The following is a 15,802-nucleotide window of genomic DNA, read 5'->3' on the forward strand; positions in this document are numbered from 1 at the left end:
CTGTTAAATTTTGATTTCATGTTTGGAATTTAAGATTTTATTATGTTATATTTGAACATACAAAATCACTTAAACAAACGTTAGCCTATATACAAAATTACTTTTTAGCACACACAAAGCGACCCTAACTCTAAAAAGATAATTATGACTAATGTACAAATCCCAGATGCCTTATTGGTAAAGAATTACATTGCTGGAGACGAAAAATCTTTAGGTACATTAATTACCAGACATCAATCCCGAATTTACAATTTTATATTTTCAAAAATCAACGACCGAGACGTCTGCGACGATGTTTTTCAAGACACCTTCATTAAGGTGATTAAAACCTTGAAATCAAACTCTTATAACGAAGAAGGTAAATTTTTACCTTGGGTGATGCGAATTGCTCATAACTTGGTTATTGACCATTTCAGAAAAAACAAAAAAATGCCGATGCTTCGAGAAACCGAAGAGTTTTCAATTTTTTCAATTATGAGCGACGATGTTCCCAATATTGAAAAACAGATGATCACGCTGCAGATAGAAAATGACTTGCAAAAATTAATTCAAGAGTTACCTGAAGATCAAAAACAAGTGTTGATTATGAGAATGTACCAAGACTTGAGTTTCAAGGAAATTTCAGAGCAAACTGGTGTTAGCATTAATACGGCTTTAGGTAGAATGCGTTATGCGTTGTTGAATCTTCGCAAAGTAATTGACAAAAATAAAATTATGTTGGCCAACTGACAATATAGTTTTTGCTTTGGCGTTATATCTTAAAATATATAAAGTTTATGGCAAAAATTTACTCTAAAAAATCAGTAGCTGACTCGAATATGAAACCAAAAAAAGAGACCATTTCTTTTTTATTAAATTACTCAAAAGCATTAAGTTACTTGAAAGTAAGCGGTTTAAAAGTAGAAGTTATAGCAAACTAATTTGAACTCCCATTAAAGAATTATTTTTTTAATGGGAGTTTTTTTATCGTATTCTTCCAAAACTGATTTTCTTCCAATTGTTTGTGTGATAATATCATTTTTTAAATCCCAACCTCGAGCTTGGCAGTATTCCCGACCGTACCAAATCATTTGTAGGTGTAAATCGTTCCATATCTCACGAGGGAAAAGTCGTTTTGCATCTTTCTCGGTTTGTACCACATTCTTTCCATTCGATAAATTCCAACGGTACATTAGTCGATGGATATGTGTGTCAACAGGAAAAGCAGGAACACCAAAAGCTTGTGACATTACCACACTTGCGGTTTTATGACCAACCGCTGGAAATGATTCTAATGCTTCAAACCTTTGGGGAACAATTCCATCGTATTGCTCAATAATCATTTTAGACAAGCCATAAATACCTTTCGATTTCATTGGTGATAATCCACAAGGTTTGATGATTTCCCGAATTTCTTCGACAGTCATTTTTACCATATCATACGGATTGTCTGCTTTGGCAAACAAAAGTGGAGTAATCTGATTCACCCGAACATCCGTACATTGTGCTGAAAGTAAAACCGCAATTAATAAAGTATAAGGATCTTTGTGGTCCAGCGGAATTGGGATTGTAGGGTAAAATTCTTTTAACGTATTTATAACAAATGCCACACGTGCTTCTTTGTTCATTTTCTTTATTTTTAGTCAAACAAATATACGCGATATGACACAATTAAAAAAAGGAGATAAGGCTCCGGATTTTTCTGGTTTTGACCAAGACAATAAATTCCACCAACTTTCTGATTACGCAGGAAAAAAATTAGTCGTTTTCTTTTATCCAAAAGCGAGTACGCCAGGTTGCACTGCTGAAGCTTGTGATTTGAGAGATAATTTTGCAAGATTTGAAGAAAATAATTATGCGCTTTTAGGTGTAAGTGCTGATGACCAGAAGAAGCAAGCTAAATTTAAAGACAAATATAATTTTCCATTTCCATTGATTGCAGACGAAGACAAATCTGTTATTGAAGCTTTTGGTGTCTGGGGTCCAAAAAAATTTATGGGAAGAACGTACGATGGAATCCACAGAACTACTTTTGTTATTGACGAAAAAGGAATTATCGAAGAAGTCATTTCAGATGTGAAAACAAAAGTACATGCTTCCCAGATTTTAAAATAAAAAAATAAGCCACGAATTCCACGAATTTTCACCAATAATTTTGAGAATTATCGATACAATTTAGTAGTTAAAAAATAAGCCACGAATTCCACTAATTTTCACTAATTAAATTAGTGCTAATTGGTGAAATTCGTGGCTAAATCATTAATCCTGATTTTAAAATTAAATCATTTTAATCTTTTAAATCAGTGGCAAAAAACTACTTTCTAAATTTATGTTGTTTTATAATGCCCTTCAATTGATTTTTTAAATCTTCTCCGGTATCAAAAACCATTTGTTGATTATTCGGGAACGGCACAGGACCGTTTCTGAAATTCGGCAAATATTTAGAATCAACGGCTCTTTTATCGCCTTTCATTTTAGCGTAGAAATTTTCAAAAACAAATTCGCTACTGATTGGAAAACTTTCCAACAGTTGGTTACTGTTTAAGTTGATGTAATCAATTTTTGCCACAACTTGTACCGTTTTAAACTGACGTACTTCGTTGATTAAAGCTTTTACAATCTTGATATTATCAACGATTACATCTTTTCCTAAACTGTCTTTAACAACACGACCTCTTGCGTCAAGCAATTTTTTCTTTCCATCAATGATTTCTTTTTCGAGAGTAAATTCACGTTCCTTAACTTGTTCAGGCGAAATATTAATTTGTCTGAAAGAAATGCTTAAACCGTAATCGTAAGTAACATTTTTTTGTTTTCCGCCGTGGTATTCTGTCCAATTGTCGTTCAAGCCGTATGTACTAAAATCCAATAACGCGTTATTTAGATTTACAGGAATCACCATTTTCGTTTCGTTTTTGGTGTACACGTGTACAAAATCAGTCCCTTTAAACTGTGCGTCGTTTATTAAACTATTGATGTCTTTATAGCCCGGAGTCAGTTCGTTTAAGTAAACTAAATCTGCATAAGCCCGACGAGCATTCATTTTATCTTTTGTAGATAAAAGAGCTTTAGAGTTGTCGTACAAATATTTTGAAAGTGCTTTTTTACTACTTATAATTTGGTCTGAATAGTCTTCAAATACAAAAACAGCTTCAGATCCCTTCGAATTTAAAGGTAAAAGTGGTCGGATTTTCTCTTGACGTGCATTTAGATTTTTATAAATATTAAAAATCTGTTCTAATTTCTGCGGATTTGCATCCTTAACTAAAAACGAAATTTCATTATTATCACGCTGTTTCGCTTTGGCAAACGCATCTTCTAAAAGAATAATGTATTCCCTACTTTTTTTATTGGTTTTGTTTTTTAAGAGTTTATGTGTTGCTTTTTCAATCGCGGCATCATAGTCGCCTTCACTAATCATGTTTTTAGTGTTTTTTACTCCACAAGCCGAAGCTATGATGAGTAAGAAGAGGTAAATAGTAGTTTTGTTCATGGTTTTTGGTTTTAGACAAATATAATTCGTTTTTTTTGTGAAATTCAATTATAATGCCATAAAAAAAGTCCGACTATTTTTCAATAGCCGAACTTCCCCTTATTTTATATAAAATATTACTTTCTTGTGAAAGGAGGTAACAATTTGCTTGAAACTTCCCCAAATCCGATACGAACCTCATTATTCTTACAAAAACCTTTCATGATAACGGTATCGTTATCATTTATGAATTTTCGTTCGGTTCCGTCGCTCATTTTAATTGGATTTTTTCCACCCCAAGTTAGTTCTAACATCGAGCCATAACTATTTGGCGTAGGCCCTGAAATAGTTCCCGAACCCATCATGTCTCCCGAATTTACGCGGCAACCGTTAGAAGTGTGGTGTGCCAATTGTTGACTCATTGTCCAATACATATATTTGAAATTGGATTGACTTACTAAAGTTGCTTCCGCATTTTCAGGTTCAATATACGCTTCCAAATGGATATCAAATGAATTTTTTCCTTTCGATTGCAAATAGGGTAAAGGTGTTGGAGATTGAGTCGGTCCTTTAGTTCTAAACGGTTCTAAAGCTTCCATCGTTACGATCCAAGGTGAAATCGACGAAGCAAAACTTTTAGCTAAAAATGGACCTAATGGCACATATTCCCACTTTTGAATGTCTCTCGCACTCCAATCATTCAACAAAACCATTCCAAAGATATATTCTTCCGCTTCATGAACTGGAATATTTTCGCCCATAACATTCGCATCTGTTGTGATAAAGGCAGTTTCCAATTCGAAATCCACTAAACGCGAAGGCCCAAAAACTGGAGAAGTTTCTCCATTTGGTAACGTTTGTCCCATTGGTCGGTGAATTGGAATTCCAGAAGGAATAATGGTTGAACTTCTTCCGTGATAACCTACCGGAATGTGAAGCCAGTTTGGAAGTAATGCATTATTTGGATCACGAAACATCGTTCCAACATTTGTTGCATGCTCTTTACTCGAGTAGAAATCAGTGTAATCGCCAATTAAAACTGGTAATTGCATTTCAATTTCGTCCATCGTAAAAATGATAATATCACGTTGTTTTGGATTATCTCTCAATTTTGGGTTTTCGGCGTCAAAAATTTCAGCAATACGGTTTCGCACCAATCGCCACGTTTTTTTTCCGTCAGAAATGAAATCGTTTAACGTGTCTTGCATAAACATGTCGTCCGTCAATTCGATTCCTTCAAAGTAGTTGAGTTGTTGTAAAGCACCTAAATCAATAGCGTGATCTCCAATTCGTGTTCCTATCGTAATCACATCATCTTTAGTTAAAAAAACACCAAATGGAATATTTTGTATTGGGAAGTCGGAATTTTGCGGAACATCAAGCCAAGATTTTCTACTTGGGTCATTTGCTGATATAGGCATTTTGTATGTTGTTAAGTTGTTTTAAATTGAATTATCAAATGTATTATTATAAGTGGATTTAACAAACGATTTTCGTATTTTTGACCAGTTTTTAACTAAATATTATCTACATGCAACAAGACCAAGAAATTTTCGACCTTATTCTTGAGGAACAAGACAGACAAATACACGGATTAGAATTAATTGCTTCAGAGAATTTTGTGAGCGACCAAGTTATGGAAGCCCAAGGTTCTTGCCTGACCAACAAATATGCAGAAGGTTATCCTGGAAAAAGATATTATGGCGGCTGCGAAGTGGTTGATGTCGTAGAACAAATTGCCATTGACAGAGCAAAAGCTTTATTTGGAGCAGAATATGCAAACGTGCAACCGCATTCAGGTTCGCAAGCAAATACAGCTGTTTTTTCTGCAATTTTGAAACCAGGCGATAAAATATTAGGTTTCGATTTGTCACACGGAGGACACTTGACACACGGTTCGCCTGTAAATTTTTCTGGTAAATTGTACAATCCCTCTTTTTACGGCGTTGAACGTGAAACGGGACAATTTGACTACGATAAAATTCAAGAAATAGCAACAAGAGAGCAACCAAAATTAATCATTGCAGGAGCTTCAGCTTATTGTCGTGATATGGATTTTGAACGCTTCCGCAAAATTGCCGACAGTGTTGGCGCTTTGTTATTAGCTGATATTTCGCACCCAGCAGGTTTAATTGCCAAAGGTTTGATGAACGACCCAATTCCGCATTGTCATATTGTTACAACGACAACGCACAAAACTTTAAGAGGTCCAAGAGGTGGAATGATCTTGATGGGTAAAGATTTTGAAAATCCAATGGGATTAACAACACCTAAAGGTGAAATCAGAATGATGTCTTCAGTGTTAGACTTATCCGTTTTCCCAGGAAATCAAGGTGGACCATTAATGCACGTTATTGCTGCAAAAGCGGTAGCATTTGGCGAAGCGTTGACCGATGAATTTTTCAGATATTCACTTCAAACACAGAAAAACGCTAAAGCAATGGCGGCTTCATTTGTAAAAAGAGGATATGATTTAGTTTCTGGTGGAACTGATAATCACATGATGTTGATTGACTTGAGAAACAAAAATATCACAGGAAAAGAAGCAGAGAACGCGTTAGTAAAAGCTGAAATTACGGTGAATAAAAACATGGTTCCTTTTGATGATAAATCGCCATTTACTACCTCTGGAATCAGAATTGGAACTCCTGCAATTACAACAAGAGGTTTGGTTGAAGCAGATATGGACAAAATTGTGGAACTTATTGACCGCGTTTTAATGGATCATACGAACGATGACGTTATCGAAGAAGTAGCAAATGAAGTAAATGAAATGATGAGCGAGCGAGCGATGTTCGTTTTCTAGGTTTCGAAATCATATATTATTAAGGTTTAAGAATTGCAGCGATGTGATTCTTAAACCTTTAATCTTTTTTAAAAATTACTCAAAATGTCAGTTTTAAGATTACAATTACCAACCGACCCAAGATGGGTAAATATTGTCGAGAAAAATTTAGAAGAAATTCTTACAGATCACGCCTGGTGCGAACAAAAAGCAGCAACAAATGCCATTACAATAGTTACAATCAACTCTGAATATCCTGATTTGGTTACGGATATGTTGGCTTTGGCCAAAGAAGAGTTGGAGCACTTCGAGATGGTTCATGAAATCATCAAAGAACGGGGTTTGGTTTTAGGTCGTGAACGAAAGGACGAATATGTTGGCGAATTAGCAAAGTATATGAAGCAAAGTAATACGGGAAGTCGTGTTTCTGGTTTTGTAGAACGTATGTTATTCTCGGCGATGATTGAGGCTAGAAGTTGCGAACGCTTTAAAGTGCTTTCTGAAAATATTCAAGACGAAGAATTGTCTAAATTCTATTGGGATTTGATGGAAAGTGAAGCCGGTCATTATACTACTTTTATCACTTACGCGAGAAAATACGGAACGGGAATTGACGTTGAAAAACGCTGGAGAGAGTGGTTGGAATTTGAAGCTTCGATAATTGCAAGTTATGGTAAAGGTTCTACAGTTCATGGGTAAAACTTTTTACACAGATTCCACGAATTTCCGCAGATTTAGATTTGGCATAATAACTAAATATTTTCAGAACACAGATTTAAGAAATTATTAAAATTTTAATAATTTCTTAAATCTGTGTTCTAAAGTTTATAATAGAGAGTCAGTTTCATAATAAAAAAATCATTCTAATCCTTTAAATCTGTGGCAAAAAAAATAAATTTATGATTGAAATTTTCCCTGCGACTTCTGACCATTTGTCCACTATAAAAAATTTAGCATATCGAATTTGGCCTGCGACTTATGATGAAATTTTGTCTGAAAAACAGTTGGCTTATATGCTTGAATTGTTTTATAATGAAAAAGCATTGCAACAGAATATTAATGACAATCACAACTTCATTTTGATTCAAGAAAACGATGAGATTGTAGGTTTTGCAGATTACGAATTGCATTATAAAAAAGAATATACAACCCGAATTCATAAGATTTATCTTTTACCCGAAACACAGGGAAAAGGTTTGGGCAAAAAATTAATTCAATTCATTAAAAATAAAGCGTTAGAGAATGATAATATAAAGCTATCATTGAATGTAAATCGTTTTAATAAAGCAAAAGGTTTCTACGAAAGTCAAAGCTTTAAGATAGCTTTTGAAGAAGATGTTGAGTTAGATTTTGGTTATTTAATGGAGGATTATCGGATGGAGAAATTGTTGAAATAAGTTACTTTTGTCATGCTGAATTTATTTCAGCATCTACTTGTTTTAGCTTGTATTTTCTTGATTGATTTGGAATTAATTTCAGAATCTGCTTTTTGGAGCGGAGGTTCCGCATCAAGTGCGGAATTGGGGAATTAGGTAACGATAATAGTATGATGAGAAAGCAATCCTTTCGCTCCTTCGAGTGAAAAGATTGCTTTTTTTATTTTAGTCAACTCGGGATTTATAGTGTAATTTTTACTTGAACTGAAATCGGTTTTTTGTGCATTTGCTTGTTCAAATTCCGCTCGGTATAAATCGCATTTTAGAAATGTAATTCGTGAAACATCGGCTTTCATAAAATCAACGGCAATCAAACTGGAATTGTAAAATTTGCATTGCTTTAAATTCAAAGCATACATTTTAGCGAAATCTAAATTACAAGTATTAAAGTTGATTTGGAAAATAAGTTGGTCACACATCGCAAAATTCACTTCTTTAAATTGACACGAATTAAAGAATACATTTCGAAATTTCACGTGATTAATTTGTGCTTTACTAAAATTACAATTGTTAAAATTACAATCTATAAATGTAAGGTCGTGAAAATTACACGCGCTAAAATCACAGTCGATAAAGGTACAAGCTTCGAATTCAAGATGATTTAATTCATCTCTTTCATAAACGATTTGGTCAAATTCTTTATCTAAAATATAGTCCGCCATTAGTCTTATTTGCAATTTGGCGTAAAGCTACTAAATTCCGTTGACTACTTTAACTAAACATTATTAATCGTTAAGTTTGGATTTTATGAAGTATGCTGTAATTTTAACCTATATGAAAACGATTAATAGAAAAGGGTTTAAATTCACTTCCTATCAGGCGAAGAATATTTCTCCATTTGAAAAACTGTTCGAGATTTTCAAGGAATTAATTGTACACACTTCGGGCGATTTTGAGGAAGCAATTGATTGGTTGCGAGAATTGGATACGGAATACCAACTTACCACGGCTGAATACACGATTGATGACTTCATCGAAGATTTAAAAAAGAAAGGATATATTCGAGAAGAAGCCAAAGGCGACGGAGGTTCTGGAGTTGGATTGACCGCCAAAACAGAACGTTTAATTCGTCAGCAAGCGTTGAATCAAATTTTCGGAAACTTGAATAAAAGTGGTTCTGGAAATCACAAGACTAAGCAAAGTGGAGCAGGAGATGAGTTGACCGGTGAATTGCGCGAATATCAATTTGGCGACGGCCTAGAAACGATTTCGCTTACCGAAAGTTTGAAAAATGCGCAAATAAATAACGGAATGGATTCGTTCAAGATTACCGAGAACGATTTGATTGTGGAGGACGCTCATTTTAAAGCTCAAATGAGTACGGTTTTGATGATTGACATCAGTCACAGCATGATTTTGTACGGCGAAGACCGAATTACTCCCGCCAAAAAAGTGGCTATGGCATTGGCCGAATTAATCACAACGCGTTATCCAAAAGATACGTTAGATATTATTGTTTTTGGAAATGATGCGTGGTCAATTTCCTTGAAAGATGTTCCGTACTTGAATGTTGGGCCTTATCACACCAATACTGTGGCAGGATTGCAATTGGCGATGGATATTTTGCGTAGAAAGCGAAACACCAACAAGCAAATATTTATGATTACGGACGGAAAACCAAGTTGCGTCAGAGAAAAAGACGGTTCGTATTATATGAACAGCAACGGTCTAGACGAGTATATTGTTGAAAAATGTTACACACAAGCCGCTCAAGCTCGAAAGCTTCATATTCCCATAACGACTTTTATGATTGCAAGCGATCCGTATTTGCAAAAGTTTGTAAATAATTTTACGGAAGCCAATCAAGGTAAAGCGTTCTACACGGGATTGAAAGGTTTGGGCGAAATGATTTTTCAAGATTACGAGACAAACAGGAGGAAAAGAGTTAAGTAAGTATTCAGTGGTCCGTTTTTAGTTTGCAGTTTGAGAATTCCCTTGCGAACTGAATTTCAATTTTAATGATAAGTAAAATATCGATTCGAAAACAGTTTAAGTATAAAAAAAAACTTTGTGACTTTGTGCCTTCGTGGCAAAATAATTATAAATATGAAAACAGAAAATATAAAAACATTCGGTGATTTAAAGAAATCAGGTTATCAATCGAAACCAATTAAAGACGAGTTACGGGATAATTTGAAGAAAAGTATTCAGGCAAAAGAATCGATTTTTAAGGGAATTCATGGTTTTGAAAATACGGTTATTCCTGAATTGGAACGCGCGATTTTATCACGACATAATATTAATTTGTTGGGACTTCGTGGTCAAGCCAAAACTAGGCTGGCACGAATGATGGTAAGGCTTTTAGATGAATACATTCCGTTTGTGAAGGGTTCAGAAATTAACGACGACCCGTTTCATCCGATTTCCCGTTTTGCAAAAGATTTAATTGCAGCACATGGTGATGAAACGCCAATTGAGTGGTTGCATCGCGACGAGCGGTTTTTCGAAAAACTAGCAACTCCTGATGTTACTGTGGCGGATTTGATTGGAGATATCGACCCAATTAAAGCAGCCAATTTAAAACTTTCGTATGCAGATGATAGAGTGTTGCATTTCGGAATGATTCCACGTGCGAACCGTTGCATTTTTGTGATTAACGAATTGCCCGATTTACAAGCACGAATTCAAGTGGCACTTTTTAATATTTTGCAAGAAGGCGATATTCAAATTAGAGGTTTTAAATTGAGAATGCCACTCGATATGCAATTTGTTTTCACAGCAAATCCTGAAGATTATACGAATCGTGGAAGTATCGTGACACCATTGAAAGACCGGATTGGTTCTCAAATCTTAACGCATTATCCGGAAGATATCAAAACGGCACGAACGATTACGGAACAAGAAGCAAAACTAGACGCACGTCAATCGGAATTAGTTTATGTTCCAAATTTAGCGAAAGACTTATTGGAACAAATCAGTTTTGAAGCACGTGATAGTGAATATGTAGATGCTAAAAGTGGCGTGAGTGCTCGAATGAGTATTACTGCTTTTGAAAATTTATTAAGTACTGCCGAACGTCGTGCATTGATGAATGGTGAAGAAAAAACTACAGTTCGATTGACTGATTTTATGGGAATTATTCCTTCTATAACAGGGAAAGTCGAATTGGTTTATGAAGGGGAACAAGAAGGTGCGCCATTTGTAGCTCAAAATTTATTAGGAAGTTCCATTAAAACGTTGTTTCCGGAATATTTTCCTGAAATAGAAAAACTAAAACGTCCTGATGCAAATGATGAATACAGCGAAGTTGCCGACTGGTTCTTCAACGAAAGTGGTTTTGAATTGTTGGACGATTCCACAGATGAAGCCTACAGAAAAATTTTAGATGGTATTAATCCATTAAATGCATTGGTTCAGAAATACCAACCGTATTTGATCCCTGAAGATGCTTATTTCATGAAGGAATTTGTTTTATGGGGATTGGTAGAGCATAAGAAACTGAGTAAGGAACGTTATGCAGATGGAACGGCTTTCAAAGATTTATACGGAAGCTATATTAGTAAATTGTAAGTATTTTAATTGGTTTTGATACTGAAAAAGCTTCGTTTGGTTTTAGGACTGAACGGAGTTTTTTTTTGGCTGAACACTATTAAAAAACTATTTCTCTAAAAAGTGAACCCAATTTTTATTCCACCCCAACTTGCTGATGTTCCTGAAGAAAACTCTTTAGTGATATCAGTTGTAGTATATTCAAAATAAAGTGTTTTTGTTTGAACAACCATTCCAAAGTGATTTTGCCCAACCACTCTTTCTACATTCGAAGAAGCAATGGTATAGGGACTTTTTCGGTTAAACAAGCCTCCTTGAAGTGATGCATCATAGCCTACAAAAGTAGCCTGTGGTTTGGAGTAAATATAAATTTGAAACTTTCGGTTTTGTTTATTTGAAAACGGATTGTTAAACAGTCCAGCCATTGCCACAATTCCTGCTGAAGCATTAGTATTAAGTGTTCCTAGATTGGCGGAAGCCTCATATTGAAAGGAAAAATAACGTGGAATAGCAAAAATTTCTTTCTGATAAATAACTTCATAATTCACAACTGCATCATTTTTAATTTGGTTTTTCCAACCTTGGGGAATTGTGTTTCCTGTGGCTTCGTGAATGCCAACTTGCATTTCTTTTCCAAAAGCACCAGGACCAATTAAACCCAATCGAATGGCAGAAATTAAGCGTGATTTGCGTTCAGCATTCGTATTTATTTTAAAACTTTTGAGCATGATTGCAGAAGCAAAAGGCCGATCACCAAATTGAATTTCAGTACTTCCAATATTAAATGGTGTATAGCCGATGTGGTCGATACTCAATCCAAATTGTTGGCTAGCATTTGCATCATTTAGGAGAAATGCATTCAATGGATTTTTTTTCAAATCTTGTAAAACGATTTCAAAACTGTAGCCTTGTGTGTAGTTTTCGTCGGTGGAAGTAAAATAATCATTGTCGTAATGAAACCTAAAATAAGACGAATCATTTATTTTGTGGTAGGAAGAAAAGTTATCTATTTTCTGAGCAAATAGTTGAAGTGAGACCAGAAATAGTAACGTAGCGAAAAGTTGGAAGTGTTTCATACTCTATGTACGAAATTATTGCGCTACAAGTTCATAAAAAAAAGCAATAGACTTTAAAACCTATTGCTTACTTATAGTTTGAAATTTTTAAACCGTTCCTGGTCCTGTATTTGTTTTTGGTTGATCGTGAGAAGAGTCGTGATTTGTAAAAGCTTTATACTTTCTATTTCCATGTTTTTCTTGATGGTGGCGTTCTTCTTGACCTAATTCGGAACGATTATCTCCCGAAACATTTTCATTAATCCCGGACATATGCTCAACATCTAAATGCTGATTTCCATGTTTTAATTCAATCCGATCTTTGGCTTCTTGAAATTCACGTTTTTCTTTTTCGATGTAAAAATTTTCATCCATTGGTTGGTTTTCATTCGCACTCATAACAATTGGTTTTTTAAGTTAATAAGTATAAAGTTAGTGTTCATACATTTGAAAATCAATGTTTTTAATTTAAAATTAGCATAGTTAGCTTTTCTTTTTATTAACCATTTATCTTATACCGTGGCAAATTAATTTCATGTTCTTGAGGATACGGTTTTCGTTGCGTCATACTTACGTCTTCCTTGATTTGGCGTTGGGTTTCAAATCGTTTTTCCTCCGTACTTGCATATCGTGGGTCGGCAATAAACGGCATTTTTGCCATTTTTGAAATGGTTATCGTGGGAAAATGATAATCGACTTCCACTTGTCCCAACAATAAATAACAGCCGCCGCCTTGAAACGGATATTTTTGCAAACAATCGGCAAAATGAGCAGTGTCAAAAAAGTTGCCTTCCACGTCAATCCAAGTGCCAAAAAACATGTCGCCTTTTTTAGTAGGAACGTGTTTGCGCGAAATCAGGTAAGCCAACATCTTTACCGTTTTCTTGTGGTAGTGTAGTAAATCTTTCGACATCACATCGCCTCGATAACTCGTTTGCAACAAATTAAATGGTGTCACAGAAACCGCAAACGACAACAATTCAATTTCATCAAAAGCATCTTCAAAAACAGACCGCGGAAGAATCGGCATTTTATATTCCTTAACCGGTTCTTGAAGCAAAAGCCAATTTCTATTTTGTAGTTTGAAATTGACTAAAATCATTCGGGCCGTGACTAATAATTCACTTTTTGCTTTTCCCGTAAATCGAAAAGCACCAATTAAAATCAGTATTTGAATCGTTTCTATACCAATGGGAATGCGTTGTATGAACTCTTCAATCGATTGGAACAAACCAAATTCTTCGCGATTTTTAGCAATCAATAAAGCGATTTTAGACTCCAAACTTTTCAGGTGTTGAAAGCCTAAATAAATATGGATACCATTGACTGTAGTTTGAAAGTCGCTTCTATTCACACACGGATTGTGAATTTTCGCACCTGACATTTTCGCTTCGTGAATGTAAACTTCCGTTCGATAAAAACCACCAAAATTATTAATCACAGCCGTCATAAACTCAATCGGGTAGTGGACTTTCAAGTACAAACTTTGGTAACTTTCCACCGCATACGAAGCCGAATGTGCTTTGCAAAACGAATAACCCGCAAAAGATTCAATTTGCCGGTAAATTTCCTGACTCAATTCTAACGGATGTCCTTTTTCGGCACAACACGCAAAGAAATTATCTTTTACTTTTTGCAACGCTTCTTTCGAACGGCCTTTTCCACTCATGGCACGCCTTAAAATATCGCCATCCGAAGCGGGAACGCCGGCATAATGCAAAGCAATTTTAATAACGTCTTCCTGATACACCATAATACCGTAGGTTTCGCCTAATTGTTCTTTAAAAACGTCGTGAAAATATTCAAATTTGTCTGGATGATTGTGTCTAAAAATATACTCTTTCATCATTCCCGATTGAGCAACTCCGGGTCGAATAATCGAAGAAGCAGCAACTAAAACTTTATAATTATCACATTTTAAGCGTCGTAACAAACCTCTCATGGCGGGACTTTCGATGTAGAAACAACCAATGGTTCGGCCTTGACTTAAAAATGTGTTGCATTTTGCTTCGTCTTTCGAAATCGAAGTATCGCGAATGTCAACGTCAATATTTTGGTTCTTTCGGACTAATTTTACTGTGTCGTCAATGTGTCCAATTCCGCGTTGACTCAAAATATCGAACTTTTCAAAACCAATGGATTCCGCGACATGCATGTCAAATTGCACAATGGGAAACCCTTTTGGAGGCATTTCTAAAGCAGAAAAATTCGTAATGGGTTCTTCCGAAATGATGATTCCACAAGAATGCATGCTTCGTTGATTGGGATATTTTTCGAGCATCAAACCGTATTTTTGAACTTGTTCCACCACTGCATTTGAGGAATGTTTACTCATCGGATTTTTAGCCAAAGCATCCAATTCCTCTTTGGGCAAACCGAATACTTTTCCTACTTCTCGAAAGATGGAACGGTATTTAAATTCCACATTCGTACCGCAAAAAGCTACATGTTCGGCTCCATATTTATTGAAAATATAATTCAAAATTGTGTCGCGTTCTTGCCACGACCAATCGATGTCAAAATCAGGTGGTGATTTGCGATTTAAATTCAAAAAACGTTCAAAATACAAGTCCAATTCTACAGGACAAATGTCGGTAATTCTCAAGCAATAAGCGATGATACTATTCGCGCCACTTCCACGACCAATGTGCAAAAAACCTTGACTCATGCTGTACTGTACGATGTCCCAAGTGATTAAAAAGTAACCGCTAAATTCTAATTCACCAATTACTTTTAACTCTTTTTCGACTCTTGCTTTCGCAACAGCATTATTTGTTCCGTAACGCCAAATTAAGCCTTCATAAGCCAATTTGGTTAACAATTCCATGTCGGATTTTCGGTCTTTCGTGTAGAATTTTTTGTTTTTAGGCGTTTTGAAATCGTATTCAAAATTACATTCGGCGATAATGCGTTCAGTGTTGCTGATAATCTGTGGATAATCTTCAAATTTTCGCATTAAATTCTCCAACGGAATCATGACTTCGGTGGTTTTGCAATAATCGGCTTCCGCCAATTTTGAACCAATCACGTTTTTTTCAATTGCCCGAAGTATTTTGTGTAAGTTGTATTCTCTCTTATTTCTAAACGTTACAGGTTGTAAAATTACCATTTTAGTAATCAAAATCTTCCATTTTGGATTGTATAATTTTGGTAATTCTTCCGGTCGAATGCCGATAAATTCATTTTCATCTAAAACATTAGGACAATTTTCTAACGGATATATTACGAATACATTTTTAAAAACAGGAGCTTGAGATAGGAGAGGAGTTGTTCCAAAATTATGTTGCGTAATTGTCCGATTCATTTCTGCGATGCCATTTTGGTTTTTGGCTAAGCCAATGTAAAGTAGGTCGTTTTCGGTTCGAAATTCAATACCAACTAATGGTTTTATTTGAAATTTTTCGCACAGTTTCAAAAAATCGTAAATGCCCGTTACGGTATTAATATCGGTCAATGCCATTGCTTTAATTCCGCACAAATGTGCTTGTTCGACCAAATCCGTAAGTGGAATTGTGCCGTAACGCAAGGAATGAAAAGAGTGGCAATTGAGGTACATTTTTGTTTTATTTTATTTTCCAAATATTTA

Annotated in this window: 16 protein-coding genes; 9 read left to right on the forward strand and 7 right to left on the reverse strand. The window is 35.2% G+C overall.

What is annotated here, in order from left to right; translation table 11 throughout:
* Positions 1 to 144 precede the first annotated feature (144 nt).
* Positions 145 to 729, forward strand: coding sequence for an RNA polymerase sigma factor (locus tag YWA_RS0103205; protein ID WP_022827053.1), 585 nt, complete (start codon positions 145 to 147; stop codon positions 727 to 729).
* A gap of 47 nt (positions 730 to 776) precedes the next feature.
* Positions 777 to 920 carry a hypothetical protein gene (locus tag YWA_RS15750; RefSeq protein WP_169627248.1) on the forward strand — a complete coding sequence of 48 codons (144 nt, stop codon included), beginning with the start codon at positions 777 to 779 and terminating at the stop codon, positions 918 to 920.
* 12 nt (positions 921 to 932) lie between these two features.
* On the opposite strand, the gene YWA_RS0103215 is transcribed toward YWA_RS15750, so the two are convergent.
* Positions 933 to 1,607 carry an endonuclease III domain-containing protein gene (locus YWA_RS0103215; RefSeq protein ID WP_022827055.1) on the reverse strand — a complete coding sequence of 225 codons (675 nt, stop codon included), beginning with the start codon at positions 1,605 to 1,607 and terminating at the stop codon, positions 933 to 935.
* Positions 1,608 to 1,641: 34 nt separating this feature from the next.
* Here YWA_RS0103215 and bcp point away from each other — a divergent pair, with 34 nt between their 5' ends.
* Positions 1,642 to 2,094 (forward strand): thioredoxin-dependent thiol peroxidase, encoded by a 453-nt coding sequence (bcp, locus tag YWA_RS0103220; RefSeq protein WP_022827056.1) that lies wholly within the window; start codon positions 1,642 to 1,644, stop codon positions 2,092 to 2,094.
* A gap of 199 nt (positions 2,095 to 2,293) precedes the next feature.
* Here the strand turns inward: bcp and YWA_RS0103225 are convergent, their stop codons facing one another.
* Complete coding sequence (locus tag YWA_RS0103225) at positions 2,294 to 3,472, reverse strand: hypothetical protein (RefSeq protein ID WP_022827057.1); 1,179 nt, start codon at positions 3,470 to 3,472, stop codon at positions 2,294 to 2,296.
* A 116-nt stretch (positions 3,473 to 3,588) separates the two neighbouring features.
* On the reverse strand, positions 3,589 to 4,872 hold the full coding sequence (fahA, locus tag YWA_RS0103230; RefSeq protein WP_022827058.1) for a fumarylacetoacetase: 1,284 nt from the start codon (positions 4,870 to 4,872) through the stop codon (positions 3,589 to 3,591).
* Positions 4,873 to 4,982: 110 nt separating this feature from the next.
* Between fahA and glyA the strand changes: the two genes are divergently transcribed.
* The 4 genes from glyA to YWA_RS15835 all read left to right on the forward strand — a co-directional run bounded on the left by glyA (position 4,983) and on the right by YWA_RS15835 (position 7,768).
* Positions 4,983 to 6,257, forward strand: a complete 1,275-nt coding sequence (gene glyA, locus YWA_RS0103235) for a serine hydroxymethyltransferase (protein ID WP_022827059.1) — start codon at positions 4,983 to 4,985, stop codon at positions 6,255 to 6,257.
* Positions 6,258 to 6,341: 84 nt separating this feature from the next.
* Entirely contained in the window at positions 6,342 to 6,935 is a 594-nt protein-coding gene (miaE, locus tag YWA_RS0103240; protein WP_022827060.1) for a tRNA-(ms[2]io[6]A)-hydroxylase, read from the forward strand.
* 200 nt (positions 6,936 to 7,135) lie between these two features.
* Positions 7,136 to 7,633: a GNAT family N-acetyltransferase gene (locus YWA_RS0103245; protein ID WP_022827061.1), complete on the forward strand. Its 498-nt coding sequence runs from the start codon at positions 7,136 to 7,138 to the stop codon at positions 7,631 to 7,633.
* A gap of 12 nt (positions 7,634 to 7,645) precedes the next feature.
* The gene (locus YWA_RS15835) at positions 7,646 to 7,768 is read left to right on the forward strand and encodes a hypothetical protein (protein WP_022827062.1); all 123 of its coding nucleotides are present in this window, start codon (positions 7,646 to 7,648) and stop codon (positions 7,766 to 7,768) included.
* Here the strand turns inward: YWA_RS15835 and YWA_RS0103255 are convergent.
* The gene (locus tag YWA_RS0103255) at positions 7,765 to 8,334 is read right to left on the reverse strand and encodes a pentapeptide repeat-containing protein (RefSeq protein ID WP_040472080.1); all 570 of its coding nucleotides are present in this window, start codon (positions 8,332 to 8,334) and stop codon (positions 7,765 to 7,767) included. The genes YWA_RS15835 and YWA_RS0103255 overlap by 4 nt on opposite strands.
* Before the next feature lie 112 nt (positions 8,335 to 8,446).
* On the opposite strand from YWA_RS0103255, the gene YWA_RS0103260 reads away from it, so the two are divergent.
* Both YWA_RS0103260 and YWA_RS0103265 read left to right on the forward strand, forming a co-directional pair.
* Positions 8,447 to 9,565 carry a vWA domain-containing protein gene (locus YWA_RS0103260; RefSeq protein WP_026718543.1) on the forward strand — a complete coding sequence of 373 codons (1,119 nt, stop codon included), beginning with the start codon at positions 8,447 to 8,449 and terminating at the stop codon, positions 9,563 to 9,565.
* Between the two features lie 153 nt (positions 9,566 to 9,718).
* A complete protein-coding gene (locus YWA_RS0103265; RefSeq protein ID WP_022827065.1) occupies positions 9,719 to 11,182 on the forward strand; it encodes an AAA family ATPase in 1,464 nt (487 codons plus the stop codon).
* Between the two features lie 95 nt (positions 11,183 to 11,277).
* Here YWA_RS0103265 and YWA_RS0103270 read toward each other — a convergent pair whose 3' ends face one another.
* The 3 genes from YWA_RS0103270 to YWA_RS0103280 form a co-directional block, all read right to left on the reverse strand.
* Positions 11,278 to 12,237 (reverse strand): lipid A deacylase LpxR family protein, encoded by a 960-nt coding sequence (locus tag YWA_RS0103270; RefSeq protein WP_022827066.1) that lies wholly within the window; start codon positions 12,235 to 12,237, stop codon positions 11,278 to 11,280.
* 87 nt (positions 12,238 to 12,324) lie between these two features.
* On the reverse strand, positions 12,325 to 12,615 hold the full coding sequence (locus YWA_RS0103275; protein WP_022827067.1) for a hypothetical protein: 291 nt from the start codon (positions 12,613 to 12,615) through the stop codon (positions 12,325 to 12,327).
* Positions 12,616 to 12,715: 100 nt separating this feature from the next.
* On the reverse strand, positions 12,716 to 15,772 hold the full coding sequence (locus YWA_RS0103280; protein ID WP_022827068.1) for a DNA polymerase III subunit alpha: 3,057 nt from the start codon (positions 15,770 to 15,772) through the stop codon (positions 12,716 to 12,718).
* Positions 15,773 to 15,802: the final 30 nt, after the last annotated feature.

The organism is Flavobacterium antarcticum DSM 19726, assembly GCF_000419685.1.
Classification (GTDB): Bacteria; Bacteroidota; Bacteroidia; order Flavobacteriales; family Flavobacteriaceae; genus Flavobacterium; species Flavobacterium antarcticum.